A 25,327-nucleotide genomic window follows, 5' to 3' on the forward strand; every position below is an offset into this window, starting at 1 on the left:
AGGGTCGGGGCCGAACCTGTTCCGGAAGGCGGCCGGCCTAGGGTGCCGCGTTGCGGACGACCTGCCAGGTCGCACCCACGCACACCGCAGCGACCAGCAGAGGAAGGACCACCAGGGTCGTCGTCGGCGACGTGTCGACGATCCACGACCACAGCGACGACCACGACCGGGTCCACGTGACGAGGATCGCGGCGAGACCACCGATCACGACGACGGACGCGGCAGCCGTGAGCAGACCCGTTGCGCGCCAACGGTGCTGGATCGCCCCGGTGAGCATCGACAGCGCGACGATCAGGAGCATCGTGGCGAAGAAGCCCAGGAACTGCACCACGGAACTGTCGGTGACGAAACGCAGGATTCCGAACATCCGCATGTCCACTCCCCAGCCCCCGGTCGCGGCTTCGAGCACCGAGAGGAGCTGGAAGGCGATCGCGAACACCGCCGACTGGGCCACCGCGATCGCCACCATCGACTGCATGTAGTGCGATCGCGTGGAACCGAGACGCAGTGCGAACGAGAACATCTGGGTCATCGCCAGGATGTAGAAGGCGACGATGAAGCCGTAGACCGACAGTATGCTGCCGGTGACGTTGTACTCCGCACCCGTGTCGACGAGGGAGAAGATCACCCATGGGATGAGGGCCGAGGTGATCAGCAGTCCGACGGGCCACGCGACGAACAGCGGCCACGAGACGAGTTGCAGGCGGGCGACGGACAGGACACGCGCCGACCCGGTGGTGACCGGGGCGGGCAACGGGATCGCGGTGGTCACAGCGATGCCTCCTCGTTCGTGGTGACGGTCTCGGGTGTCCGGTGGAGGTGGACCACGAGGTCCTGGAGCGAGATCGGTTGCACGTCCACACGTCCGGAGGCATGGGGGAGTTCGTCCGCGTCGTTGCGGAGGAAGGCCGTGCGGGCGACACCGCCGAGGCTCTCCGTGTGCAGGACGGTGCTGTCGCCGACGATCCGCGCCACCTCGTCCGCCGGGCCGGTCGCCTGTGCGGCGCGGGTGCGCAGCGTGTCGGTGTCCTCGTCGACGACGAGATGTCCGCGGTCGAGCACGAGGATGTGTTCGAGCAGGTCGGCGGCCTCGTCGATCAGATGGGTCGACAACACGATCGTGCGCGGCCGCTCCGCGTAGTCGAGCAGCAGTTCGTCGTAGAACATCTGCCGGGCCACGGCGTCGAGACCGAGATACGGTTCGTCGAAGACCGTCACCGGTGCGCGCGACGCGAGACCCACCACGATGCCCAGTGCGGAACTCATGCCGCGGGAGAGTTTCTTGACCTTGCGTCCGCAGGGCAGCGCGAACCTGTCGGCCAGCCGCTGTGCGTACTCCCGATCCCACAGCGGCAGAAGAAGTTCCGCCGAGGCGAGCACGTGCCCGACGCGCATGTCGTCGGGATAGCGCTGGGTGTCGGCGACGAAGCACAACTGCTGGAGCACCGCGGTGTTCTCGTACGGATCGGCGTCGAACACCTCGACGCTGCCGGTCGTGGGACGCATGTGGCCCGCGAGCAGCTGCATGAGGGTGGTCTTGCCGGCGCCGTTGCGGCCGAGCAGGCCGTAGATCGTGTTCCGGTGGAGTGTGAAGTCGGCGTCGGTGAGGGCGGCGACGTCCCCGAACCGCATGCCGAGGTGACGTGCGCGGACGACGGGCGGAGTGATGGTCATACGTGCTCCCGTGTGTCGAGCATGGACTTGAGCTCGTCGATGCCGATTCCGAGTTTCTCGGCCTCGAGGACGAGCGGGACGACGTACTGCTGGGCGAACCGATCCCGTCGGCGGGCGATCAGTTTGTCGCGGGCACCGGTGGTGACGAACATGCCGATTCCTCGTTTCTTGTAGAGGATCCCGTCGGCGACCAGGGCGTTGAGGCCTTTCGCGGCCGTGGCCGGGTTGATGCGGTGGAAGGCTGCGAGCTCGTTCGTCGAGGGAACCTGCGATTCCTCCGCGAGGCTGCCGTCGACGATCGAGTTCTCGATGAGCTCGGCGATCTGTTGGAAGAGGGGCTTGCCCTCGTCGTTCAGCACGACGCCCCGGGGCCCGCAGGCGGGTGCATCGGTTCATTACTCATGTAATGAACCATAGGACCTCGTCGTCGATACGGCAAGAGACGGAGCATGGACTGCGGCCATGTAGCGTTTGCCCATGGAATCGAGGACGGTGACCACGCCCGGTGGGGACGTGCAGGTTCGGATCGGCGGCCCCGAAAGTCGTTACACGGTGCTGCTCTTCCCCGACGCGGGGGAGGACGCGGGTGTGTACGACGTCGTGTGCGAGCGGCTGCACACGTCCGACCTGCGGACGATCGTGGTCGAGAAGATCGACGGACTCGCGCCCGCCGACGTGTTCGCCCTACTGGACGCCCTCGCCCTGCCCTGGGTTCATCTGGCGGGCAGCGGCGCGGGAGCCGAACTGGCATGGGCCGTCGCCGCAGGGCGCTTCGGACGCTTCGCGAGCCTGGTGGTCGCCGACCGCGGCCATCCCGCGGTCGCGGATCGTGACGGCACGGTGCGCGACGCATCGGCGCCGCCCGCGGAGGTGCCCACCACGATCGTCGTGGGCGATGCGTCGCGTCGACCCGAAGCGGACGCATCGATGCGCTACGTGACGGGAGAGTTCCGGGTGGTCGAACTCGCCGGTGTCGCCAACGTGCCCGCCGAGGCGCCCACCGACTTCGCGTCCGCGATCGCGCTGCGCACCGGAAGCTGGTGAGACGGGTGTGGCCTGCGGCCCGGGGAGGGCAGCAGGCCACACGGCGCTGATGGAAGTGCTCAGAGACCCCGAAGTTCGGAGACCCCGAAGTTCAGAGACCCCGAAGTTCAGAGACCCCGAAGTTCAGAGACCCAGGAGGGCGTTCTCGACGAGCTCGGGCAACGCAGGGTGGATCCAGTACTGGCCGGTCGCCATCTCCCGCGCGGGCAGACCGAACGACATCGCCTGGATGAGCGGCTGGATGACCGTCGACGCCTGCGCCCCGATGATGTGGGCGCCGAGCAGCAGACCCGTCGACCGGTCGGCGATCAGCTTGCAGAAGCCCTCGGTGTCCTCCATGGCCCAGCCGTAGGCGACATTCCCGTAGTCCTGGATCTTGACCGAGATGTCGTATCCCGCCTCCCGGGCCTCGGCCTCGGTGAGACCGACCGACGCGATCTGCGGATCGGTGAACACCGCGGAGGGGACGTAGCGGTGGTCCGTCCGCTGCAGACCCGTGGTGTCGTCGCTCCACGCGTCGTGCAGCAGGTTGTGCTGGACGACCCGCGCCTCGTGGTTGGCCACGTGCTTGAGCTGGTAGGGCGACGACACGTCGCCGAGGGCGAACACACCCGCAGCGGACGTGCGCTGGAACTCGTCGACCACGATCCGGCCCTTCGCATCGAGTTCGATGCCGGCCGCCGCGGCGTCGAGCAGGTCCCCGTTGGGCTGCCGACCCGTCGCGACGAGCAGGGCGTCGCCGCTCACGACGGTGCCGTCGGCGAGTTCGACCTCCACGCCGTCGCCGACCGGACGGAACGCCCGGGCCGGATCGGCGAGGTGGACGTCCCACTTGGCCGCGGCGAGTGCCGTGAACCGCTCGGAGACGTCGGCGTCGAGGTGCCGCAGCAGACGGTCGGTCCGCGCGATCACCGACACCCGCGTGCCGAGCGCCGAGAAGACGTGGGCGAACTCCATCGCGATGAAGCCCGTCCCGAGGATCACGAGGGACTCGGGCAGTTTCGGCAGCCGCATGACGTCGTCGCTCGTGTGATATCTCACACCGGAATCGAGTACCTCCTGCGGGATCGCGGGCCGCGAACCGGCCGCGACGACCACCTGATCCGCAGTGATCACCTCACCGGTTCCGGTGTCGATGCGGCGCTCGCCGACGAACCGCGCGTGACCGTCGTAGACGGTGACGTTCGCGCAGTCCTCGCGGCGGTAGCGCTCCCCGCCCGCAGCGATGGGATCGATGCGACCGAAGACCCGGTCGACGATGTCGTTCCACCGCACGCCGTCGATCGACGCGTCGACGCCGTACTTCGCCGCGGTGCGGACCGTGTGGGCGACCTCGGCAGCGTAGACGTACATCTTCGTGGGGATGCAGCCCACGTTGAGGCAGGTGCCCCCGAAGGTGCCTTCTTCGAGGAGAGCGACGCGCTTCCCGTCGTACCGCTCGTCGAGGATCGAATTCCCCGATCCTGTGCCGATGATCGCGAGGTCGTAGTGGGTCACGCGTGCTCTCCCATGGGTCGGTGCAGTACGGAAACGGTGGCGGAGTCGTCGGCCTCGGTTCGGGAACCGGAGGTGTCCGCCTCGTCCGCTCCGTCCAACCATTCCAGCCACAGGTCCAATTCCCGGAAGGCCTCCGCCAGGGGACCGGGTGTGGACAGGAACACGTCGTGACGGGCACCGTCGATCGGCACGATCGTCGTGCGGTTGCCGAGGCATCCCGCCCATCGGGCTATCTGGCGGACGTCGAGGACCGCGTCGACGGTGTCGACGCTCGCGTCGTACCGCGGAGCGGAGCGGGAGGCACCGGACCGCAGGATCAGCGACGGCACCCCGATGTCGAGCCCGCGGTGCAGGACGGCCTGGCCGCGCCGCACGGCACGCAACCAGCCGAACCGGATGGGGAAGCCGGTCAACGGCTTCCAGTCGAGGTCGTAGCGCCAACCGTCGCTCTGCAGGCTGCGGCCGTAGGCCTCGGTCTTCGGCAGCGGGATGAGCGCGCGGGGCCGGAGGCGGCCGACGACGTCGATGGCCGCCGTGCCGACATTGCGCAGGTAGGACGGTCCCTGCAGGTCGAACCACGGGCTGTTCAGGACGAGACCCACGATGCCCGCCGCGGCAACCCCACCGGGCCGGCGACGGAGCCGGTCGAGCCACAACGGCAGGACGAGCCCGCCCGTCGAGTGGGCCGCGAGCAGCACACCGCCACCGACCTCCTCGCGCACCACGCGCAGCGCCTCGTCGAGCTCGGCGTCGTAGTGGGAGAGATCGGTGACGAAGTGAGGAGTGTGCCCGGGTGCCCGCGAGCGGCCGCACTTGCGCAGGTCCAGTGCGAAGAAGCGGTAGCCGCGCGCCGCGAAGTGCTCGGCGAGGTGCTGCTGGAAGAAGTAGTCGGTGAAGCCGTGGACGTAGAGCACCGCGCGATCGGGGAGATCGGTGGACGGCGGCTGGTAGCGCACCAGGGTCGCCGAGATCTCGCCTTCGCCGTCGGGGTCGGTGCCCAGCGGCAGTTCGAGCTGCTCGTAGCCGTCTCCGAGGACGTCAGGACGCCAAGTAGTCACTATCACACCCTAGGTGTGTTCGCCGACCACCGCTCATGGGTACACAATGAGGTGAAATGAAACGCCGGACCACGCGCGGGTAACCTGTCTGTCGCATTCGCGCGCCGCGTTGACGGGACACCCACGCGAGACGGTACCTCCGTACTTCGGCGGCGCGTGCGAACCAGACAAGGAAGTCGATTTCCCAGTGTCAGAGAACGTAGTAGCGAAGACCGACGTAGTGCTCGTGGGCGCGGGCATCATGAGCGCAACCCTCGGTGCGTTGTTGCGTCAGGTGCAGCCCGACTGGTCGATCACCGCGTTCGAGCGCCTCGACGCCGCGGCCGCCGAGAGCAGCGACCCCTGGAACAACGCCGGTACGGGCCACTCCGCGCTGTGTGAGCTCAACTACACCCCCGGGAAGCCGGACGGTTCGGTCGACATCGCGAAGGCCGTCAACGTCAACGAGCAGTTCCAGGTCTCGCGCCAGTTCTGGGCGTACGCCGTCGACAACGGCATCGTGTCCGACCCGAAGAACTTCATCAACCCGGTCCCGCACGTCAGCTTCGTGCACGGTGCCGAGAACGTGAAGTACCTGCGTGCCCGCTACGACGCCCTCGCCGGACATCCCCTCTTCGAGGGCATGGAGTACACCGAGAGCCCCGAGGTCTTCACCGAGCGCCTGCCGCTCATGGGCAAGGGTCGCGACTTCTCCGACCCGGTCGCCCTGAACTGGACGCAGACCGGCACCGACGTCGACTTCGGCGCCCTCACCAAGCAGCTCATCAACCACGTCGCGGCCTCCGGCGGCACCGTCTTCTTCGGCCACGAGGTCACCGACGTGTCCAAGCAGTCCGACGGCAGCTGGATCGTGAAGGTCCGCAACCGCCGCACCGGCGAGTCGCGCAAGGTCCAGGCGAAGTTCGTCTTCGTCGGCGCCGGCGGTGGCGCGCTGCACCTGCTGCAGAAGTCGGGCATCAAGGAGATCAAGGGCTTCGGTGGCTTCCCCGTCTCCGGTGCCTTCCTGCGCTGCACCAACCCCGAGGTCATCGCGCAGCACAGCGCCAAGGTCTACGGCAAGGCCGCGGTCGGCGCCCCTCCGATGTCGGTGCCGCATCTCGACACCCGCGTCATCGGCGGCAAGCAGGGTCTGCTCTTCGGTCCCTACGCCGGCTGGTCGCCCAAGTTCCTCAAGCAGGGCGGCATCATGGACCTGCCCAAGTCCGTCAAGCCCGGCAACCTGATGTCGATGCTCGGCGTCGGCGTCACCGAGCTCGGCCTGGTCAAGTACCTCGTCGGTGAACTCATGCAGTCGCCCGCCGACCGTATCGGCACCCTCGCCGAGTTCGTGCCCGAGGCGCGCCTCGAGGACTGGGAGCTCATCGTCGCCGGTCAGCGCGTGCAGGTCATCCGCCGCAAGGGTGCGGGCGGTGTCCTCGAGTTCGGTACCGCCGTGGTCAACGCGGGCGACGGTTCGATCGCCGGTCTGCTCGGTGCGTCGCCGGGTGCCTCGACGGCCGTTCCGGCCATGCTCGACGTCCTCGAGCGCTGCTTCCCGCAGCAGTGGGCGGGCTGGCAGTCCAAGCTCCGCGAGATGGTCCCGTCGCTCGGCCTGAAGCTGTCCGACAACCCCGACCTGTTCCGCCAGGTCTGGGACCACAGCACGAAGTCGCTGCAGCTCGACGTCGTCTCCGACACCGTGGCCGAGGCGCCCGCAGAGGCCGCCGCGGTCTGATCCGATCACTGCACCTGTGGCCCGGCGCGATGCCCGGGCCACAGGTGTCCTGAAGGTGGGTCCGATCGGATTCGCCTCGACACGAGAGATGGGGAGATGCCCGTGTCCGCTGCCGCTGAGGACGAGACCAGTTACCTGGTCGGACTCGATCTCCGTGGACGCCGCGTCGTGATCGTCGGAGGAGGCAGCGTCGCGCAGCGGCGTCTCGGTCTGCTCGTCGCGTCCGGTGCCGACGTCCACGTCGTCGCCCGGGCCGCGACCCCCGTGGTCGAGAGCATGGCGACGAAGGGCCGCATCTCCCTCGACGTGCGCGAATACCGCGACGGCGACCTCGACGGCGCGTGGTACGCCATGGCCTGCACCGACGAACCCGAGACCAACGCCGCGGTCGTCGCCGAAGCCGAACGCAACAGGATCTTCTGCGTCCGCGCCGACAACGCCCGTCACGGCAGCGCCGTCACCCCCGCCACGGCCCGCTACGAGGGCCTGACCGTCGGCGTCCTCGCCGGTGGCGACCACCGCCGGTCCGCCGCTGTGCGCACCTCGATCCGCGACGCTCTTGCCGGAGCGGCCGTCACCGAGTTCGCGGAGACCGCACCGAAGCCGGTCGGCGTCGCCCTCGTCGGCGGCGGACCGGGCGATCCCGATCTGATCACTGTGCGCGGTCGCCGCCTCCTCGCTCGCGCCGACGTGGTCGTCGCCGACCATCTCGCCCCGCAGGAGCTCCTCGCGGAACTCGACTCGCACGTCGAGGTGATCGACGCGGCGAAGCTCCCGTACGGACGGGCCATGGCCCAGCAGGTCATCAACGAGACCCTCATCGACCGCGCGAAGGCCGGCAAGTTCGTCGTCCGGCTCAAGGGCGGCGACCCGTACGTCTTCGGACGCGGCTACGAGGAACTCGAGGCCTGCACCGCGGCCGGCATCCCGGTGACCGTCGTCCCCGGTATCACCAGCGCGATCTCCGTGCCGTCCGCGGCCGGGATTCCCGTCACCCACCGCGGGGTCACCCACGAATTCGTCGTGGTGAGCGGCCACGTCGCGCCCGGACATCCCGACTCGCTCACCGACTGGGACGCGCTCGCCAAGCTGCGCGGCACCCTGGTCCTGCTCATGGCCGTCGAACGCATCGAGCAGTTCGCCGACGCCCTGATCGCCGGCGGACGTCCCACCGACACCCCCGTGGTCGTCGTGCAGGAGGGCACGCTGAGCAGTCAGCGTGTGGTGCGTGCCGACCTGTCGACCGTCGCTCAGCGTGTCCGGGACGAGGCGGTGCGCCCGCCCGCGATCGTCGTGATCGGGCCGGTGGCCGGATTCGGACTCGATCCGCGGAGCGGCTCCGACTCGGACGGTGGGTAACGTTGGATCACGTGTCAGCCACCTCGCATCCGTCGGCCACCCGCGCGGTCGCTCTGGCCATGCTGGTCCTCAGCGGCCTCCAGTTGATGGTCGTGCTCGACGGAACGGTCGCGAACCTCGCGCTCGCGCCGCTGCAGAGCGATCTGGGACTGTCGGATGCGGGTCGCAACTGGGTCCTCACCTCGTACGCTCTCGCTTTCGGCGGGTTGATGCTCCTCGGCGGTCGTCTCGGCGACAGCTACGGGCGCAAACGCATGTTCATGGGCGGGGTGGGCCTGTTCACCCTGGCGTCCCTGCTGTGCGGTCTGGCGACCGGCGAGGCGATGCTCATCGGCGCCCGCGCCCTGCAGGGCGTCGGCGCCGCGGTCGCGTCCCCGACCGCCCTCGCGCTCGTCGCGACGACCTTCGCCGCAGGTCCGGCACGCAACCGCGCCATCGCGGTCTTCGCGGCCATGACCGGTGTCGGGTCCATCGCCGGACTGATCCTCGGTGGTGCGCTCACCCAGGTGTCGTGGCGCTGGATCTTCCTCATCAACGTCCCCATCGGCGTCCTCATCGTCGTGCTCGCCGCGATCGCGCTGCGCGAGACCGCCTCCGAACGGCTCGCGCTCGACGTGCCCGGCGCGATCCTCGCGACGCTCGGATGCACCGGCCTGGTCTTCGGTCTCACCGAGGGTCCCGAAGTCGGTTGGTCGAGCCCCTCGGTGATCGGCGCGATCGTCGTCGGCTTCGTGCTGCTCGGAGTGTTCCTGCTCGTCGAGCGGCGGGCCGAGAACCCGCTGCTGCCGTTCGTGCTGTTCCGCAACAAGGACCGCGTCGCGACCTTCGTGGCGATCTTCTTCGCGGGCGCCGTGATGTTCAGCCTCGCGGCCTTCGTCGCCCTGTTCGTGCAGGACATCCTCGGCTACAGCCCGCTCGCCGCGGGTCTGGCCTTCGTGCCGTTCGCCTTCGGCCTCGGCGGTGCCGCCGCAGTGTCGTCGAAGATGGTCGCGCGCATCGAACCGCGCTGGCTCGTGGTCACCGGCTCGGCGATCATGACCGTCAGCCTGCTCTACGGCTCGACCATGGACGGCAACGTCCGCTACTTCCCGACCCTGTTCGTGCTGGTGCTCGTCGTCGGGTTCGGGGTCGGTCTGGCCGTGGTCCCGCTGCCGCTGTGCGCGATCTCCGGGGTGGGACCGCACGAGATCGGACCGCTCTCGGCGATCGCGCAGGTCGCCCAGACTCTCGGAGGTCCGGTCGGCCTCGGTGTGATCGGGGCGATGGCCACCTCGCGGACGATGTCGCTCGGTGGTGTCTCCGGAACCGTCGCCGATATGACCGACGCCCAGCTCGTCGCCCAGGGCGAGGGATACATGTTCGCGCTCGTCGGATGCGCCGTGTGCGCGGTGATCGCCGGCGTCGCGGCGCTGTTCATCCGCTTCACGCCCGAAGAGGTCGCGCAGGCACAGGAGGCCGAGAAGGCCGCGCAGACCTCCTGACCGCTCGACCGCTGTGGCGGATGAGTGTGCTCACGCCTGCCACGCAGGACCCCCGGGTACCCGACACTCATGCAGGTCGGTGTTCTCGAACGGGGTAGATTCGTCGGATCGTGGATCGTCCGCGCGGTGCGCGAGGCCGGACACGAACGGTACGTCGCCCTCCAAGCGTTCCGGTCCACGCTCGCCGCGGTGGTCGCGTGGCTCGTCGTGACCGAGGTCTTCCACTTCCAGCAGGCCTTCCTCGCGCCCTACGTCGCGGTCTTCCTCGTCGAGGCGACACTCGTGCGCTCGCTCCAGCAGGCGGTGGTGCAGGTCGGGGCAGTGATTGCGGGTCTGCTGGTCGCGGTCGTGGTGACCCGGCTCGTGGAGTCGACGACCGCTGCGATCGGAATCGCCGTGGCGGTCGGCTACTTCGCGGGTCGCTGGCGGCGGTTCGGGGCCAGTGGCATCTGGGTGGCGATCACCGCGCTGCTGGTGATCGCGACGGGCGCCTCGGACAGCCCGATCCTGCTCGGTGAACGACTCGCGGAGACGATGATCGGCGCCGCGATCGGCGTCGCTGTGACGGCGCTGGTCTTCCCGCCGGTGTACTCGGCGGGCAAGGAGGCCCGCGAACTCACCGGTGAGCTGCGCGACCTGCTGCGGGACATGGCGTCCGGGTGCCGTGAGGGATCGTCGGGGGTACGGGACTGGGTGCAGCGCGCGCGGGGCATCGACAGCCTCGTGCAGCGTGCCTTCGACGAATCACGGTGGGCACACGAGAGTGTCCGGATGAACCCACGCCCCGCCGCTGCACGGGCCGGGGAATGGGCACGCCGCTGGGACCGGACCCTCGACGACCTCTCGTCGGTGTCCAGCGCCGTCGAAGAACTCGCGCACGCTCTGGACCCAGTCCTCGGCGACGACATCGCCGAAGCCGACCGCGACCGCCTGCGGACGGGGATCGCAGCGATGCTCGACGCCCTCGCCGAGATGGTCGATGCCGTGGGGGCGGGCCGGGAAGTCGACCCCGACGGGGCGTGCCGCAGCAATCTCACCGAACTCGAGCGGTTCGCCACCGAATCGGACGACCTGGTCCTGACCGCGCGACTCGGCGCCGTCCTGCACACGGCCCGCCGGATCGTCGCGGCGATGGGACTCGAGGTCAGGTGAGCACGACCAGCTCGGTCGGCGACTCCACCTCGACCCTCAGTCCCGCCTTCGACGCCACGCGGGCGAGCGCTCCGATATCGCTCGGCTCCGCGCGGGTGAGGACCAGCGCGCGGGCCAGCAGGCCCTTGTGGTGTTTGTTGAAGTGGCTGACGACCTTGCGAGTGCCATCGGGCTGCTCGGTGAGCACGGTCGCGGTCACCGCACCCGGCACGGGACCGAGCTGCTGGTAGACACCGGAGCGGAGATCGACCACGAGGTCGCCGCCGGCCTCGGCCATCAGCGCGTCGGTGAGCTCGTTCCGCCACACGGACTTCAACGTGCCGAAGCCGGGCAGTTTCGACCCTCCCGAGAGACGGTAGGCGGGAATCGGATCCGCAGCCCGGACCGCGCCGAACAGCGCCGACCCGATGCCCAGGCGCCGATAGGCCTTGTCCCGTTGCGCCTTCGTGAACGCTCCCGCGTCGAGCGCGTCGTACAGCACCCCGGTGTACCGCTCGAGCGCCGGGCGGGTGGGGGAGACCCACAGCTTCGCATTGCGTTCGATCTCGTCGGTGCCCTTCGTGCCCAGTCCGAGTGCGCGGCTCGACTCCTCGGGGTCGGCGGCGAGGTCGACGAGGGCCTGCACGAGCATCTCCCGCGTCTCCGTCAACTGCGGCATCGACAGGTCGGCGAGATCGAGCGGCCCGCCGTCGCCGCCGTCGGACTTGGTTTCGGATGGAGGGAGAAGCACCAGCACAACCGGTAACCGTACCGACCCCGCCACCGGGCGCCGACGTCACTGCCCGAGGTGCCGGGCGCCGACGTCACTGCCCGAGGTGGCCACGGTAGGCTGCAGGGTCGTGATCACCCGCATGTCGCACCTGTTCCTCCGCACCCTCCGAGACGACCCGGCCGACGCCGAGGTCGCGAGCCACAAGTTGCTGGTCCGAGCCGGATACGTGCGACGTATCGCGCCGGGTGTGTACTCGTGGCTGCCTCTGGGTCTGCGGGTGCTGCGACAGATCGAGCGGGTCGTGCGCGAGGAGATGAACTCCATCGGTGCGCAGGAGATCGCTCTGCCCGCGCTGCTGCCGCGCGAGCCCTACGAGGCCACCAACCGGTGGACGGAGTACGGCGACAGCCTGTTCCGGTTGAAGGACCGCAAGGGCGGCGACTACCTCCTCGGCCCCACGCACGAGGAGCTCTTCGCGCTCACCGTGAAGGGTGAGTACAACTCGTACAAGGACTTCCCGGTCACGCTCTACCAGATCCAGACGAAGTACCGCGACGAGGAGCGCCCCCGCGCCGGCATCCTCCGCGGTCGCGAGTTCGTCATGAAGGACTCCTACAGCTTCGACCTCACCGACGAGGGCCTGTCCCAGTCGTACAAGGCGCATCGCGACGCCTACGAGCGCATCTTCGCGCGCCTCGGTGTGAAGTACGTGATCGTCTCGGCCACCTCCGGCGCGATGGGCGGCAGCGCCTCCGAGGAGTTCCTGGCCGACTCGCCCGCGGGCGAGGACACCTACGTGCGGTGCCTCGAGTCCGGCTACGCGGCGAACGTCGAAGCGGTGAAGACCCTCGCGCCGGAACCGCTGCCGATCGACGGACAGCCCGAGGCGGTCGTGCACGACACCCCCGACACCCCGACGATCGCCTCGCTCGTCGCTTCGGCGTCGGAGGTCCTCGGTCGTGAGGTCACCGCGGCCGAGACGCTCAAGAACGTCATGGTCAAGGTCCGGCAGCCCGGTGGCGACTGGGAACTGCTCGGCATCGGCATCCCCGGCGACCGCGAGGTCGACGACAAGCGCCTCGAGGCCTCGCTCGAACCCGCCGAGGTGGAATTGCTCACCGACGCCGACTTCGAGGCCAATCCCTTCCTCGTCAAGGGCTACATCGGCCCGAAGGCGCTGCTCGCCAACGGTGTCCGCTATCTCGTCGACCCCCGCGTGGTCGACGGCACCAGCTGGATCACCGGTGCCGACGAGCAGGGCAAGCACGTCTTCGGGCTGGTCGCCGGTCGCGACTTCACCCCGGACGGGACGATCGAGGCCGCCGAGGTGCGCGACGGCGATCCGTCGCCCGACGGAGCCGGCCCGCTCGTCTCCGCCCGCGGCATCGAGATCGGTCACGTCTTCCAGCTCGGCCGCAAGTACACCGATGCCTTCGCGGTGGACGTCCTCGGCGAGAACGGCAAGCCCGTCCGCCCCACGATGGGCTCCTACGGCGTCGGCGTGTCGCGTCTCGTCGCGGTGGTCGCCGAACAGCAGCACGACGAGAAGGGCCTGCGCTGGCCGTCGGAGATCGCGCCGTTCGACGTGCACCTGGTGATCGCCAACAAGGACGAGCAGGCCCGCGAAGGCGCCGAGAACCTCGCCGAGGAACTCTCGAACGCCGGCCTCGAGGTGCTCCTCGACGACCGCAAGGCGTCGCCCGGCGTGAAGTTCAAGGACTCCGAGCTGCTCGGCATGCCGCTCGTCGTCGTGGTCGGCCGCGGCTTCGCCGACGGCAAGGTCGAGGTCCGCGACCGTTTCTCCGGCGAGGCCGACGAACTGCCGATCGGTGAGGTCGTCCAGCGCATCGTCTCGCGCTGACCCCCTTGTCTGCCGGTGCCCTCGCACTCGCTGTGCGGGGGCACCGCTGTATCTGCGCGAAGGCGGCAATATCGACGTCGGATAGGTAATGCTAACCTCATTCCGTTCTTGTGGTCTGTCACGACAGAAACGGATGGTGGAAATGAGATCGACGGTGCGGCGGGAGAAGCGGCGGGGCGTGGCGTCGTCGTCCCGGTGGGTCGCGGCGGGACTCATCGGTGCCCTCGCCTTCACGGCCGGATGCTCGAGCCGCGACACCCAGGAGGCCGACGCATCGACCACCGGTGACGCCGTCACGATCGTCGACCAGCGAGGCGAGACGATCACACTCGACGGTCCGGCCGAGAAGGTGGCCTTCACCGTCATGCCCGCCCCCTCGATCTTCGCGGCGGTCGACCGGAGCTACGACCGCATCGTCGGCATCAACCAGTCCACCCTCGTCGCGAACCAGGGCGGCATGTTCGCCACCATGTTCCCGGCGTCGGCCGAGTCGACCACCGTGGCCGGAAGCGACTTCGTGCCCAATATCGAGACGCTGCTCGAACTCGACCCCGATGTCGTCGTGCAGTGGGGCGATCGTGGTCCCGACGTCGTCGAGCCCATCGAGTCCGCCGGTTTCCCCGTGGTCGGACTCGAGTACGGCACGCAGGAGGACCTGGAGACGTGGATCACCCTGTTCGCGCAGATCGCAGGTAAGCCCGAGCGCGGTGAGGAACTCGTCGCCTGGCAGCGCGCCGAGATCGAAGAGATGCGCGAGAAGGTCGCCGAACAGGACGCCCTGCGACCGCGCGCGATGATCCTTTCGCGCAACGGCGACGCCTACAGCACGACGAGCGCCACCGGATACGACGGTTTCCAGTTCGATCTCGTCGGGGCCGATCTCGTCACCGAAGGATTCGTCTCGGATTCCGGCCAGGTCAGCCCCGAGCAGATCCTCGCCTGGAACCCCGAGGTCATCATGCTCAGCGGTTTCGACCAGAGCACCCCGGCCGACATCTACGCCGACCCGCGCCTCGCCGGTGTGAGCGCGGTGCAGAACGGCCGCGTCTACAAGACCCCGCTCGGCGGTTACCGCTGGCAGGTCCCGAGTGCCGAGTCGCCCCTGATGTGGGAGTGGATGTTCCGCATCCTCTACCCGCAGGAGCAGACCGGTGAGTTCCGCGACGACATCCGCGCCGCCTTCGACGACCTGTTCGCCTACGAGATCTCCGAGGACGAGATCGACCAGGTGCTGCGCTTCGATCTGAACCGGGACGCCGCGAGCTATGACCAGTTCGCCCGTTGACGCGACGGCCCGCTCGACCTCCCCGGCGTCGGTCTCGACGCCGCGGCAGGCGAGGTGGGGCCGTAACCCCCTGATCATCGCGGGTTTCACCGCACTGGTCGTGGTGGTCGCTCTCGTCGCGCTGGCGGTGGGACGCTACTTCGTCCCGCCGAACGAGATCGTCCGCCTGCTCGCCGGCCAGATCCTTCCCCTCCGCGAGACGTGGACGCAGCAGGAGAGCACGGTCGTCCTCGACGTCCGCCTGCCTCGCGTGCTGCTGTCCATCCTGATCGGCGCCGGACTGGCGCTCACCGGCGCCGTGATGCAGGGGGTCTTCCGCAATCCCCTCGCGAGCGCACAGATCCTGGGAGTGTCCTCCGGTGCCTCCTTCGGAGGCGTGCTGGTGCTGCTCGTGGGGCTCGGCGGAGTCGCCCTCGTCGGAGGCGCTTTCATCGGCGGGGTGATCGCCCTGCTGCTGGTCCTCACGATCGCGCGGGCCGTCCCGGGGGCACCACTGCTCATGATCATCCTCGGCGGGACCGTCGTGGGCGCGATGTTCCAGGCGATGGTCTCGTTCATCACCTATATCGCCGATCCCTACAGTGAACTGCCGTCGATCGTCTTCTGGCTCATGGGATCTCTTGCCACTGCCAGTTACGGGAAACTCGCGATCGCCGCGGTGCCGATCCTCCTGCCCGCCCTCGTGGTACTCGCGCTGCGCTGGCGTTTGAACATCCTGTCGATGGGGGACGAGGACGCCGTTGCGCTCGGCCTGCGCCCGCAACGCCTGCGGCTGCTGCTGCTCGGCTGCGTCGCGATGATCACCGCCGCTGCGGTGGCGGTCTCGGGTGTCATCGGATGGGTGGGCCTGGTCGTGCCGCACCTGGTGCGCATGATGATCGGCACCGACAACCGGATGGTGCTGCCCGTCAGCGCGCTGCTCGGCGCCGCCTATCTCACCGCCATCGACACCCTGTCGCGCGTGCTCAGTACGGCCGAGATCCCGATCGGCATCCTCACCGCGATCATCGGTGCGCCGTTCTTCGTCGCCCTGCTGATCCGCAACCGAACCCGACTGTGGGGTAGCGATGCTTGACGCGAAATCCATCTCGTTTCGGTACTCGGCCAAGGGGCCGTGGATCTTCGAGGACGTCACGGTCACCGCGAGTGCCGGTGAGGTTCTCGCTGTGCTCGGGCCGAACGCGCGCGGCAAGACGACGATGCTCAAGTGTCTGTCCGGCCTGCTCACACCGGTCACCGGGACCGTCACGTCCTCGGGCACCATCGGATACGTGCCGCAGAGTCATGCGGTGGCGTTCTCGTTCACCGTGCTCGACATCGTGCTCATGGGACGCGCCCGCAAGGTGCGCATCTACAGCAGCCCCACGAATGCCGACCGTGACGCCGCTCTGGACGCACTCGGTCGCGTCGGCATCCTGCATCTGGCCACTCGCGATTACGGCGGTCTGAGCGGGGGCGAACGGCAGCTCGTCCTCATCGCCCGGGCCCTGGTGTCCGGCTGCGACACGATCGTGCTCGACGAGCCGGCTTCCGCCCTCGACCTGCGGAACCAGGCACGTGTGCTCACGGTTCTGCGCGGCCTGGCCGACGACGGGATGGCCGTGGTCATGACGACCCATCATCCCGATCACGCCCTGCACATCGCCGAGCGTTCGATGCTCATGGTCTCCGCAGAGGATCAACGGGTCGGTGCCACCCGGGAGCTGCTCGGCGACGAGTTGCTCAGTGAGATGTACGGCGTGCCGATCGTCACCGCCGACGTCGCGACACCCAGTGCGCTGCGCCGGCTGACGGTTCCGGACTTCGGACGGGGGATCGCATGAGCGTCCTGAAAGCGGTGATGGCGCCGCGCGACGGTGCGCTGGTCGACGGCTTTCGTGAGATCGACGTCTACGACCTGCCGTCCGTGTGCGGGCCCGAGGTCACCGGTATCTACTTCACCGGCGACGTCGATCAGGAGTATCTGTTCGACAACCGCGATGTGCTCGACGCGTTCGTCGCGCGAGGCGGCAGAGTTCTGATCAACGGTCACGTCCAGCGGATCTTCCTCACCGGCCTCACACGGTGGCGCAAGCTCGAATTCCGCAACCCCTCGGATCTCGCCCTGCGCCGGGTGAACGAGCATCCGGTCTGGGCCGGGATCGATCCGAAGGCCTTGCTGTACAACAGCGGTCGCCGGGATCCGGTGCCCTTCGAGGAACTCGAACGTATCGGCGTGGCCGGTTTCTACGGCCGGGGATGCTATCTCGACATGCCCGACGGCGCACAGGTGGTGCACACCCTCGGACGTACCCGCGCGCCGATCGACTACGAGTACCGGCTCGGACAAGGACGGGTGCTCGTGCACGGTGGCAACGACCTGCTGCAGTTCGCTGGCGAGCACAGGGGCACCGCGCATCTTCGTACGCAGATCCGCGACTGGCTGGAGGGCCGATGAGCCGAGCGACCCGAACGAATCCGGCGCCGGCGGTCGCCTTCCTGCACGGCGGCAGCCACAGTCACCTGGCGACACTGGCCGACCCCGCCCTCGCGCCCTACCGGATGCGCGCGGTGCACGTCCGTACCGGCGTACCCGAGGACATCGCAGGCTCCGATGTCGTGGTCGTCGCCGACCGGCTGCGGCCGGACCTGCTGTCCGGATGGGCAGCGGAGGTGAAGGATGCCCTGGAACGAGGCGTAACGGTCGTCGTCTTCGGCGAGAACCACGTCCAGGACTGGCTGGGAGTGCCCGAACAGCCGCGGCCGACCATCTTCTGGTGGTGGCGTACCGGTGAGGACCACCGGGTGCGGCTGCAGGCACCGGATCATCCGGCCTGGGGATTCTTCTCCGACCGCTCGGTGATCTGGCACTACCACGGGGTGCTCGAGCCCCCGCCCGGCGCAGTGAGTCTGGCGGATCTGCACACCCCCGACGGGGAACGGGACGGTTCGATCCTGTTCGTCGACGAGACCAACCATCGCGGCCGCCTGCTGGTGACCACGATGGATCCGGTCTACCACCACGGTTCGGGCTTCATGCCCGGTGCCACCCAATTGCTGTACTCGGCTCTGCACTGGGCCACGAGAGGATAGGACACGCGTGCTCACCGTCTACGAGTCGGGTCACCCGATCGAATTCACCTTCGCCGACCTGATGAAATATCACGGTCCCGAGTTTCCCGGGGGAGTGGCTCACGGTTTCACGGTGATGCGGCACGCCTTCTCGATCCTCGGCGACGTCGAGCGGCGGGAAGTTCGGGTGCGCACCGCTTTCCCCGGTCCCGGCGGACGCGACGCGGTGGAGATGGTGCTGCGTGCCGTCACCGACGGGCGTTATGTCGTCGACCCGGAACTGGCCGCGACCGAACGCGGAGCCACCCTCGCCCGCTACGTCTGGCAGTTCACCTGGCGCGAGCGCAGCGTGACGCTGCAGATCCGCGACGACGGACTCGTCACCGACGAGTTCATCGCGCTCGGCGCCGAGCCCGGCCGCACCGACGCGGAGAACGCGCGGCTCACCGTGTTGAAGCAGGAGATGACCGATCGCCTGCTCGCCCGCGAGGTGGGCGCCGCTTACGAAGTGGTGGAGTGACCCACCCCGGGACACAATGAGGTGCATGGCCGACAACTGGAGTGCGACCGACAACTACCTCACCGACGTGCTGATCGGCGACGACCCTGCGCTGAGCTCGGCGCTGGAGGCGAACGCCGCAGCGGAACTGCCGCCCATCGACGTCTCCGCGCCGCAGGGCAAGTTCCTGCACCTGCTCGCACGGATCCGGGGTGCGCGCCGGGTCCTGGAGATCGGCACCCTCGGCGGGTACTCGACCATCTGGCTCGCCCGGGCCGTGGGGGAGTCCGGCCGGGTGGTCACCCTCGAATACGAGCCGAGGCACGCCGAGGTGGCCCGCGCCAATCTCGACCGCGCCGGCGTCGGTGACCGCGTGGACATCCGGGTCGGCCCCGCCCTGGACTCGCTGCCGGGCCTGGTCGACGAGGATCCCTTCGACCTGGTGTTCATCGACGCCGACAAGGAGAACAACAGCAACTACGTGCGCGCGGCGCTCGGGTTGTCGCGACCCGGCACCGTCATCGTCGTCGACAACGTGGTGCGGGCCGGGGCCATCGTCGATCAGGACAGCGACGACGAACGGGTCCGCGCCTCACGGGACGTGCTCGAACTGCTCGCCCAGGAACCACGGCTCGACGCAACGGCGTTGCAGACCGTCGGATCGAAGGGCTGGGACGGCTTCGCGCTCGCCGTCGTGACCGGCTGACCCGTGCTTCGGCCCGACCGGCTCAGGGTTGACCGGGGAAGGCCACCGACGGCACGACTCCGCGGCTCTGCCGCCACCGCGCCGCCCGCAGGGCCGCCTCGGTGAGTGCACCCACGGCCGTGGCCCGGGTGGCCTCGCTGCGAGCACGCTCCACGACCGATCGCCACGCGACCGCGGTGTCGCTCTCGATCTGCTCGGCGAGCTGCGCGGCGGACGCGGCGTCGATCACCGGGAACGGCACGGTGTAACCGGGTGCCGCGACCGGCGGCTCGACACTCGCGGCGCGCAACGCCTCGACCGTCGCATCACGGCGTGCGCGGTGCGCGGCGGTGTCCTCTGCCACAGCGTCCGCGCGGGTGGGATCCGCGAAGGCCGCGATCACGCCGTATCCGAACACCGCCGCGTGTTCGGCCTCGAGGGCGTCGACGAGGGCCTGCTGTTCGGAACCGAGTTCGGGTGAGCTCACGGCAACATCACCGTCGTCTGCACGGCGCAGGACGCGCTGATCGAGGCGAGAAGACCCGCGCGGTAACCCGAGAGCGTGCGTGCGAGGTCGGCGGCTTCGCGCTGCGACCGGTTCAACCGCTCACGGAGTTCCTCGACGGTCGGCAGCTCACCGGTGGGGGTGGTCACCGTGGTCGACGGGGGAGTGAAACTCGTGGTGGCACCCTCCATGCGGGCGATCTCGGCCTCGAGAGCGTCGGCGTGGGAGGTCCGCTCGGCCGCGATCGTGGTGAGCGCCGCGGACAGCTCCGGCGCCCGCGCGACCACCGCGGTGGCCGTCGCGGCGTCGGTGCGGGCGCGGGTCGCCTGGCTCGCCAGCGGATCCGGTTCGGCGGCATCCTCGTCGGATGCGCCGCACGCGGTGATCGTCGTGATTCCGAACCCACCGACAGCGACCGACGACCATCGCAGGAGGGTTCGTCGGGAGACGGTGGGACGGTCGAGTGGCATCGGCACCGGACCATCCTGCCAGTCCCGTCGTCCGACGAAGGACGCCGCCCTGGTCACGGCAGCACGAAACGCGGGTTAGGCTTGATGTCTGCCGGTACGCATCCGTTCCGGCCCGCTGCCCGCTGCGACCACAACTGAACGAGGAGCCCGCCCGCCATGCCTGTGCCGCCCCCGGAGAGGATCGTCGAGCTCGTCTCCGATCTGCTCGCCAGAGAGGGATACGACCTCGAGGACGTGGTGGTCACGGCCGCCGGAAAGCACAGTACGGTGCGCCTCCTCGTCGACAGCGACGCAGGTCTCGGTCTCGACGAGGCGGCCCGCCTGAGCAGGATCGTCTCCGAGGCCTTCGACGGGGTCTCGGACTTCGGTGAGTCGCCCTACGTCCTCGAGGTCACCAGCCCCGGGATCGGCCGGCCCCTGACCGAGTCCCGCCACTGGCGGCGCGCCCAGGGTCGCAAGGCGAAGGTGGAACTGGCCGACGAGATCCTCGTCGCCCGCATCGGCGAGCTCGTCGGCGACGAGATCAGGCTCGTCCTGCCCGATCGGTCCGGGCCGGTCGTGCGTTCGGTCCCTCTCTCGGCGGTGCGCAGAGCGGTGGTGGAGGTGGAGTTCTCCCCGCCGCCGCCGAGGGAACTCGAGCTGGCGGGCGGGGTTCCGGACGGCCGGGTCGCGGCCGGAGAGCTGGCCGAAGGACCCGACGACGAGACCGGCAGCGACGACCACGACGAGACGAACGAAACGAAGGTGGACAAGTGAATATCGAGATCGCCGCCCTGCGCATGCTCGAGGCGGAGAAGAACATCCCGTTCGACGAGCTGATCGCGACGCTCGAGACGGCCCTGCTCACGGCGTACCGGCACGTCGACGGACATCAGCCGCACGCGCGGGTCGTGGTCGACACGAAGACCGGCGCCATCCAGGTCCTCGCCGAGGAACGCGACGCCGACGGCAACCTGATCGCCGAGTGGGACGACACTCCCGAGGACTTCGGCCGGATCGCGGCGACCACCGCGCGTCAGGTCATCATGCAGCGCATCCGCGACGCCGAGCACGAGCAGCGCTTCGGCGAGTTCGCGACCCACGAGGGCGAGATCGTCAGCGGTGTCGTGCAGCGCGACTCGCGTGCCAACGCCCGCGGCATGGTCGTCGTGAAGATCGGTGGCGAGACCAACAACGCCGAGGGACTGATCCCGCCGGCAGAGCAGGTGCCGGGGGAGACCTACGAGCACGGCGACCGCATCAAGTGCTACGTCGTGGGCGTCTCCCGCGGACAGCGCGGCCCCCAGATCACCCTCTCGCGGACGCACCCCAACCTCGTGCGCAAGCTGTTCGCCCTCGAGGTCCCCGAGATCGCCGACGAGTCGGTGGAGATCGTCGCCGTCGCCCGCGAGGCCGGGCACCGATCGAAGATCGCCGTGCACTCGACCGTCCCGGGCCTCAACGCGAAGGGTGCGTGCATCGGCCCGATGGGGCAGCGGGTGCGCAACGTCATGCGCGAGCTGGGCGAGGAGAAGATCGACATCATCGACTACGACGAGGACCCCGCCAAGTTCGTGGGCAACGCACTCTCGCCGTCGAAGGTGGTTTCGGTCACGGTCGTCGACCCCGACGCGCGTGCCGCCCGGGTGGTCGTTCCCGACTTCCAGTTGTCCCTCGCGATCGGCAAGGAAGGGCAGAACGCCCGGCTCGCGGCCCGGCTGACCGGCTGGCGGATCGACATCCGCAGCGACGCGGCACCGGCCGGGAACGACGATTCACGCGGCGGCTCGACAGGCGCGTAGGAGTGGGATGCGGGATTCCGGGCAAATCAGCGGTACAGTGGTCGATGGTTCAGCATGACCTGTCCTCGACCGGCGGGGAACGCGCCACTACGGTGCGGACCTGTGTCGGATGTCGGCAGCGAACGCTGGCTGCCGAACTGCTCCGGGTGGTGGCGCGCGAGAAGGAACCGTCAGGTTTCGCCGTGATTCCCGATCCCCGACGCAGGCTTCCCGGGCGAGGTGCTTGGTTGCATCCCACTTCGGAATGTCTGGGCCTGGCGGTTCGGCGTCGAGCATTCGGCAGGGCACTGCGCGTGACCGGACAACCGGACACCACAGCGCTGGATCAGCTGGTCGGGTCCACGGAACAGTGATCACGGACGCATCGAATCGGCTTCGGCCGGGTAGACGGACGTGGGAACGACGACGAGGAACACCAACAGTGACATCGCACTCTGAGAAGAACAGGCACGAACACTCATGAGCACACCGTGAAGCACCAGCGATGAACGTCCATCGGAGATAACCCGAGGTCGTGCGGGCAGTCGGCCGCTCGACCTCATCAGTGAGGAGAGCAGTGGCAGGCAAGGCCCGCGTGCACGAGTTGGCGAAAGAACTCGGTGTCACCAGCAAGGAACTACTCGCACGCCTGAAGGAACAGGGCGAGTTCGTCAAGTCCGCGTCGTCGACCGTCGAACCGCCGGTCGCGCGTCGACTGCGCGAATCGTTCGGTAAGACCGAAGGCGATGCAGCCGCGAAGGCTGCACCCACCCCCGCACCGAAGCCCGGTGCTCCCCGGCCGGGTCCCCGGCCCACCCCTGCGAGCCCGGCCCCCGCGGCCGAGACCGCACGTCCGAAGCCCGGCGCACCGAAGCCGGCCGCTCCCAAGCCCGCTCCGGCACCGGAGAAGCCCGCGGCTCCCGCGCCGCACGCCCCTGCTGCCCAGGCGGCTCCGCAGGCCCCGGCTGCTCAGGCTCCCGGCGCGACGCCGCAGGCCCCCGCGGCCAAGCCCGGCCCCAAGCCGGCCGGTCCGCGTCCGGGTCCGAAGACCCCGCGCGTCGGTAACAACCCGTACTCCTCGGCTCCGGCCGAGCGTCCCGCTCCGCGTCCGGGTGCCCCGCGCCCCGGCCCGGGCGGACCGCGTCCGACTCCCGGCCAGGGCGGCCCCCGCCCCACGCCCGGACAGGGACGTCCCGCAGCAGGCCCCGGTGGCCCGCGTCCCGGACCCGGCCAGGCCGGTCCGCGTCCGGCGCCGGGTCAGGGCGGTCCCCGCCCGGCGCCCGGTCAGGGCGGACCCCGTCCGTCCCCGGGTTCGATGCCCCCGCGTCCCAACCCCGGTGCGATGCCGCAGCGTGCTGCGCGTCCGGCCGCATCCGGTCGTCCGGGTCGTCCGGGCGGAGCTCCCGGTGGACGTCCCGGTGGCGGCGGCGGCGGTTACCGCGGTGGCGGCGCCGGTGGTGGCGCACCCGCAGGTGCAGGCGCTCCCGGTGGTTTCCGCGGTCGCCCCGGTGGCGGCGGCGGTGGACGCGGTCGCGGCGGTGCAGCCGGCGCGTTCGGTCGTCCCGGTGGCGCTCCGCGTCGTGGTCGCAAGTCGAAGCGGCAGAAGCGGCAGGAATACGATTCGATGCAGGCGCCGTCGGTCGGCGGCGTGCGGTTGCCGCGTGGCAACGGCGAGACCATCCGTCTCGCTCGCGGCGCATCGCTGTCCGACTTCGCCGAGAAGATCGACGCGAACCCGTCGGCCCTGGTGCAGGCGCTGTTCAACCTCGGTGAGATGGTCACGGCCACTCAGTCGGTGAACGACGACATCCTCGAGCTGCTCGGCTCGGAGATGAACTACGTCGTGCAGGTCGTCTCGCCTGAGGACGAGGACCGCGAGCTGCTCGAGTCGTTCGACATCCAGTACGGCGAGGACGAGGGCGGCGAGGAAGACCTCCGTCAGCGTCCGCCGGTGGTCACCGTCATGGGTCACGTCGACCACGGCAAGACCCGCCTGCTCGACACGATCCGCAAGGAGAACGTCGGCGAGGGCGAGGCCGGTGGCATCACCCAGCACATCGGTGCCTACCAGGTGATGACGCACCTCAACGGTGAAGATCGCCTGATCACCTTCATCGACACCCCGGGTCATGAGGCGTTCACCGCCATGCGTGCCCGCGGCGCGAAGTCGACGGACATCGCGATCCTCGTGGTCGCAGCCGACGACGGCGTCATGCCGCAGACGGTGGAGGCGATCAACCACGCGCAGGCCGCCGATGTCCCGATCGTGGTCGCGGTGAACAAGATCGACAAGGAGGGTGCGAACCCTCAGAAGATCCGTCAGCAGCTCACCGAGTACGGGCTGGTCGCGGAGGAGTACGGCGGCGACACCATGTTCGTCGACATCTCCGCGAAGCAGAACCTCAACATCGACCAGCTGCTGGAAGCGGTGCTGCTCACCGCCGACGCAGCGCTCGATCTGCGGGCCAACCCGGACATGGAGGCGCAGGGCGTCGCCATCGAGGCGCACCTCGACCGCGGTCGCGGTCCGGTGGCCACGGTGCTCATCCAGCGCGGCACCCTGCGCGTCGGCGACTCGATCGTCGCCGGCGACGCCTACGGCCGCGTGCGTCGCATGGTCGACGAGCACGGCGAGGACGTGCTCGAGGCACTGCCGTCGCGTCCGGTCCAGGTCGTCGGCTTCACGTCGGTGCCCGGCGCCGGCGACAACCTGGTCGTCGTCGAAGAGGACCGCATCGCGCGTCAGATCGCCGACCGGCGTAATGCCCGCAAGCGCAACGCGCTCGCAGCACGCAGCCGCAAGCGCATCAGCCTCGAGGACCTCGATGCCGCTCTCAAGGAGCACAACGAGCTCAACCTCATCCTCAAGGGCGACAACTCGGGTACCGTCGAGGCCCTCGAAGAGGCGCTCATGGGTATCGAGATCGACGACGAGGTGCGTCTGCGTGTCATCGACCGCGGTGTCGGTGGCGTCACCGAGACCAACGTCAACCTCGCTGCCGCGTCGAACGCCGTGATCATCGGCTTCAACGTCCGCGCCGAGGGCAAGGCCACGGAGCTCGCGAACCGCGAGGGCGTCGACATCCGCTACTACTCGGTCATCTACCAGGCGATCGACGAGGTGGAGAAGGCCCTCAAGGGCATGCTCAAGCCGATCTACGAGGAGGTCGAGCTCGGCCGCGCCGAGATCCGCGCGATCTTCAAGTCGTCGAAGGTCGGCAACATCGCGGGTTGCCTCGTGCAGTCCGGCATCGTCAAGCGCAACGCGAAGGCCCGCCTCATCCGCGACAGCAACGTCGTGGCCGAGACGGTCACCATCTCGTCGCTGCGCCGCGAGAAGGACGACGTCACCGAGGTCCGCGAGGGCTTCGAGTGCGGTTTGACGATCACCTACTCCGACATCAAGGTCGGCGACGTGATCGAGGCGTACGAGTTGCGCGAGAAGCCGCGCGACTGATCCACCCGCACCCGTGGCGGTGAACGATTCGTCGTTCGCCGCCACGGGTGTGTCGGGACGCCC

25 protein-coding genes are annotated in these 25,327 nt (G+C 69.1%); 17 read left to right on the forward strand and 8 right to left on the reverse strand.

Annotated elements, in window-relative coordinates:
• Positions 1 to 37 precede the first annotated feature (37 nt).
• The 3 genes from ACNJ7K_RS21445 to ACNJ7K_RS21455 are packed head-to-tail and all read right to left on the reverse strand — an operon-like array spanning position 38 to position 2,030.
• Positions 38 to 772, reverse strand: coding sequence for a hypothetical protein (locus ACNJ7K_RS21445; protein ID WP_277371479.1), 735 nt, complete (start codon positions 770 to 772; stop codon positions 38 to 40).
• Positions 769 to 1,674 (reverse strand): ABC transporter ATP-binding protein, encoded by a 906-nt coding sequence (locus ACNJ7K_RS21450; protein ID WP_120282276.1) that lies wholly within the window; start codon positions 1,672 to 1,674, stop codon positions 769 to 771. Before ACNJ7K_RS21450 ends, ACNJ7K_RS21445 begins: the two co-directional genes overlap by 4 nt.
• Positions 1,671 to 2,030, reverse strand: coding sequence for a GntR family transcriptional regulator (locus ACNJ7K_RS21455; protein ID WP_026060947.1), 360 nt, complete (start codon positions 2,028 to 2,030; stop codon positions 1,671 to 1,673). The genes ACNJ7K_RS21450 and ACNJ7K_RS21455 overlap by 4 nt, the downstream gene beginning before the upstream one ends.
• A 121-nt stretch (positions 2,031 to 2,151) precedes the next feature.
• Here ACNJ7K_RS21455 and ACNJ7K_RS21460 point away from each other — a divergent pair, with 121 nt between their 5' ends.
• On the forward strand, positions 2,152 to 2,718 hold the full coding sequence (locus ACNJ7K_RS21460) for an alpha/beta fold hydrolase (RefSeq protein WP_024100650.1): 567 nt from the start codon (positions 2,152 to 2,154) through the stop codon (positions 2,716 to 2,718).
• Between the two features lie 123 nt (positions 2,719 to 2,841).
• Here the strand turns inward: ACNJ7K_RS21460 and mtr are convergent, their stop codons facing one another.
• Both mtr and ACNJ7K_RS21470 read right to left on the reverse strand, forming a co-directional pair.
• The gene (mtr, locus tag ACNJ7K_RS21465) at positions 2,842 to 4,215 is read right to left on the reverse strand and encodes a mycothione reductase (protein ID WP_487042157.1); all 1,374 of its coding nucleotides are present in this window, start codon (positions 4,213 to 4,215) and stop codon (positions 2,842 to 2,844) included.
• Entirely contained in the window at positions 4,212 to 5,273 is a 1,062-nt protein-coding gene (locus ACNJ7K_RS21470) for an alpha/beta hydrolase (protein WP_060650975.1), read from the reverse strand. The genes mtr and ACNJ7K_RS21470 overlap by 4 nt, the downstream gene beginning before the upstream one ends.
• 187 nt (positions 5,274 to 5,460) lie before the next feature.
• Here ACNJ7K_RS21470 and mqo point away from each other — a divergent pair, with 187 nt between their 5' ends.
• The 4 genes from mqo to ACNJ7K_RS21490 all read left to right on the forward strand — a co-directional run bounded on the left by mqo (position 5,461) and on the right by ACNJ7K_RS21490 (position 10,979).
• Positions 5,461 to 6,987 (forward strand): malate dehydrogenase (quinone), encoded by a 1,527-nt coding sequence (gene mqo, locus ACNJ7K_RS21475; protein ID WP_487042158.1) that lies wholly within the window; start codon positions 5,461 to 5,463, stop codon positions 6,985 to 6,987.
• Positions 6,988 to 7,083: 96 nt separating this feature from the next.
• Positions 7,084 to 8,346 carry a uroporphyrinogen-III C-methyltransferase gene (gene cobA, locus ACNJ7K_RS21480; RefSeq protein WP_487042159.1) on the forward strand — a complete coding sequence of 421 codons (1,263 nt, stop codon included), beginning with the start codon at positions 7,084 to 7,086 and terminating at the stop codon, positions 8,344 to 8,346.
• Between the two features lie 59 nt (positions 8,347 to 8,405).
• Positions 8,406 to 9,827 carry an MFS transporter gene (locus ACNJ7K_RS21485; protein WP_455408910.1) on the forward strand — a complete coding sequence of 474 codons (1,422 nt, stop codon included), beginning with the start codon at positions 8,406 to 8,408 and terminating at the stop codon, positions 9,825 to 9,827.
• A 69-nt stretch (positions 9,828 to 9,896) separates the two neighbouring features.
• Entirely contained in the window at positions 9,897 to 10,979 is a 1,083-nt protein-coding gene (locus ACNJ7K_RS21490) for an FUSC family protein (RefSeq protein WP_455408899.1), read from the forward strand.
• Here the strand turns inward: ACNJ7K_RS21490 and yaaA are convergent.
• Positions 10,972 to 11,715 carry a peroxide stress protein YaaA gene (gene yaaA, locus ACNJ7K_RS21495; RefSeq protein WP_455408898.1) on the reverse strand — a complete coding sequence of 248 codons (744 nt, stop codon included), beginning with the start codon at positions 11,713 to 11,715 and terminating at the stop codon, positions 10,972 to 10,974. The two genes, ACNJ7K_RS21490 and yaaA, sit on opposite strands and share 8 nt — an antisense overlap.
• Positions 11,716 to 11,818: 103 nt before the next feature.
• Between yaaA and ACNJ7K_RS21500 the strand changes: the two genes are divergently transcribed.
• The 8 genes from ACNJ7K_RS21500 (at position 11,819) to ACNJ7K_RS21535 (ending at position 19,093) form a co-directional block, all read left to right on the forward strand.
• Entirely contained in the window at positions 11,819 to 13,552 is a 1,734-nt protein-coding gene (locus ACNJ7K_RS21500) for a proline--tRNA ligase (protein WP_455408897.1), read from the forward strand.
• A 142-nt stretch (positions 13,553 to 13,694) separates the two neighbouring features.
• The gene (locus ACNJ7K_RS21505) at positions 13,695 to 14,837 is read left to right on the forward strand and encodes an ABC transporter substrate-binding protein (protein WP_455408896.1); all 1,143 of its coding nucleotides are present in this window, start codon (positions 13,695 to 13,697) and stop codon (positions 14,835 to 14,837) included.
• Positions 14,818 to 15,912: a FecCD family ABC transporter permease gene (locus ACNJ7K_RS21510; protein WP_229580099.1), complete on the forward strand. Its 1,095-nt coding sequence runs from the start codon at positions 14,818 to 14,820 to the stop codon at positions 15,910 to 15,912. Before ACNJ7K_RS21505 ends, ACNJ7K_RS21510 begins: the two co-directional genes overlap by 20 nt.
• Positions 15,905 to 16,660 carry an ABC transporter ATP-binding protein gene (locus tag ACNJ7K_RS21515; protein ID WP_487042160.1) on the forward strand — a complete coding sequence of 252 codons (756 nt, stop codon included), beginning with the start codon at positions 15,905 to 15,907 and terminating at the stop codon, positions 16,658 to 16,660. The genes ACNJ7K_RS21510 and ACNJ7K_RS21515 overlap by 8 nt, the downstream gene beginning before the upstream one ends.
• On the forward strand, positions 16,657 to 17,274 hold the full coding sequence (locus ACNJ7K_RS21520) for a hypothetical protein (protein WP_268655575.1): 618 nt from the start codon (positions 16,657 to 16,659) through the stop codon (positions 17,272 to 17,274). The genes ACNJ7K_RS21515 and ACNJ7K_RS21520 overlap by 4 nt, the downstream gene beginning before the upstream one ends.
• Positions 17,271 to 17,909, forward strand: coding sequence for a hypothetical protein (locus ACNJ7K_RS21525; protein ID WP_268655576.1), 639 nt, complete (start codon positions 17,271 to 17,273; stop codon positions 17,907 to 17,909). Before ACNJ7K_RS21520 ends, ACNJ7K_RS21525 begins: the two co-directional genes overlap by 4 nt.
• 7 nt (positions 17,910 to 17,916) lie before the next feature.
• Entirely contained in the window at positions 17,917 to 18,408 is a 492-nt protein-coding gene (locus ACNJ7K_RS21530; RefSeq protein ID WP_487042161.1) for a hypothetical protein, read from the forward strand.
• Between the two features lie 25 nt (positions 18,409 to 18,433).
• The gene (locus tag ACNJ7K_RS21535; protein ID WP_487042162.1) at positions 18,434 to 19,093 is read left to right on the forward strand and encodes an O-methyltransferase; all 660 of its coding nucleotides are present in this window, start codon (positions 18,434 to 18,436) and stop codon (positions 19,091 to 19,093) included.
• A gap of 22 nt (positions 19,094 to 19,115) precedes the next feature.
• Here ACNJ7K_RS21535 and ACNJ7K_RS21540 read toward each other — a convergent pair whose 3' ends face one another.
• Positions 19,116 to 19,559 (reverse strand): ferritin-like domain-containing protein, encoded by a 444-nt coding sequence (locus tag ACNJ7K_RS21540; protein WP_487042163.1) that lies wholly within the window; start codon positions 19,557 to 19,559, stop codon positions 19,116 to 19,118.
• Positions 19,556 to 20,047 carry a hypothetical protein gene (locus ACNJ7K_RS21545; protein WP_487042286.1) on the reverse strand — a complete coding sequence of 164 codons (492 nt, stop codon included), beginning with the start codon at positions 20,045 to 20,047 and terminating at the stop codon, positions 19,556 to 19,558. The genes ACNJ7K_RS21540 and ACNJ7K_RS21545 overlap by 4 nt, the downstream gene beginning before the upstream one ends.
• 156 nt (positions 20,048 to 20,203) lie before the next feature.
• On the opposite strand from ACNJ7K_RS21545, the gene rimP reads away from it, so the two are divergent.
• The 4 genes from rimP to infB all read left to right on the forward strand — a co-directional run bounded on the left by rimP (position 20,204) and on the right by infB (position 25,264).
• Entirely contained in the window at positions 20,204 to 20,803 is a 600-nt protein-coding gene (gene rimP, locus ACNJ7K_RS21550; protein ID WP_487042164.1) for a ribosome maturation factor RimP, read from the forward strand.
• Positions 20,800 to 21,828, forward strand: a complete 1,029-nt coding sequence (gene nusA, locus ACNJ7K_RS21555; protein ID WP_230787453.1) for a transcription termination factor NusA — start codon at positions 20,800 to 20,802, stop codon at positions 21,826 to 21,828. The genes rimP and nusA overlap by 4 nt, the downstream gene beginning before the upstream one ends.
• A gap of 44 nt (positions 21,829 to 21,872) precedes the next feature.
• Positions 21,873 to 22,181: a YlxR family protein gene (locus tag ACNJ7K_RS21560; protein WP_081314385.1), complete on the forward strand. Its 309-nt coding sequence runs from the start codon at positions 21,873 to 21,875 to the stop codon at positions 22,179 to 22,181.
• Between the two features lie 203 nt (positions 22,182 to 22,384).
• The gene (gene infB / locus ACNJ7K_RS21565) at positions 22,385 to 25,264 is read left to right on the forward strand and encodes a translation initiation factor IF-2 (RefSeq protein ID WP_159418562.1); all 2,880 of its coding nucleotides are present in this window, start codon (positions 22,385 to 22,387) and stop codon (positions 25,262 to 25,264) included.
• Positions 25,265 to 25,327: the final 63 nt, after the last annotated feature.

It is taken from the genome of Rhodococcus shunpengi, assembly GCF_048381395.1.
Lineage (GTDB): Bacteria > Actinomycetota > Actinomycetes > Mycobacteriales > Mycobacteriaceae > Rhodococcus.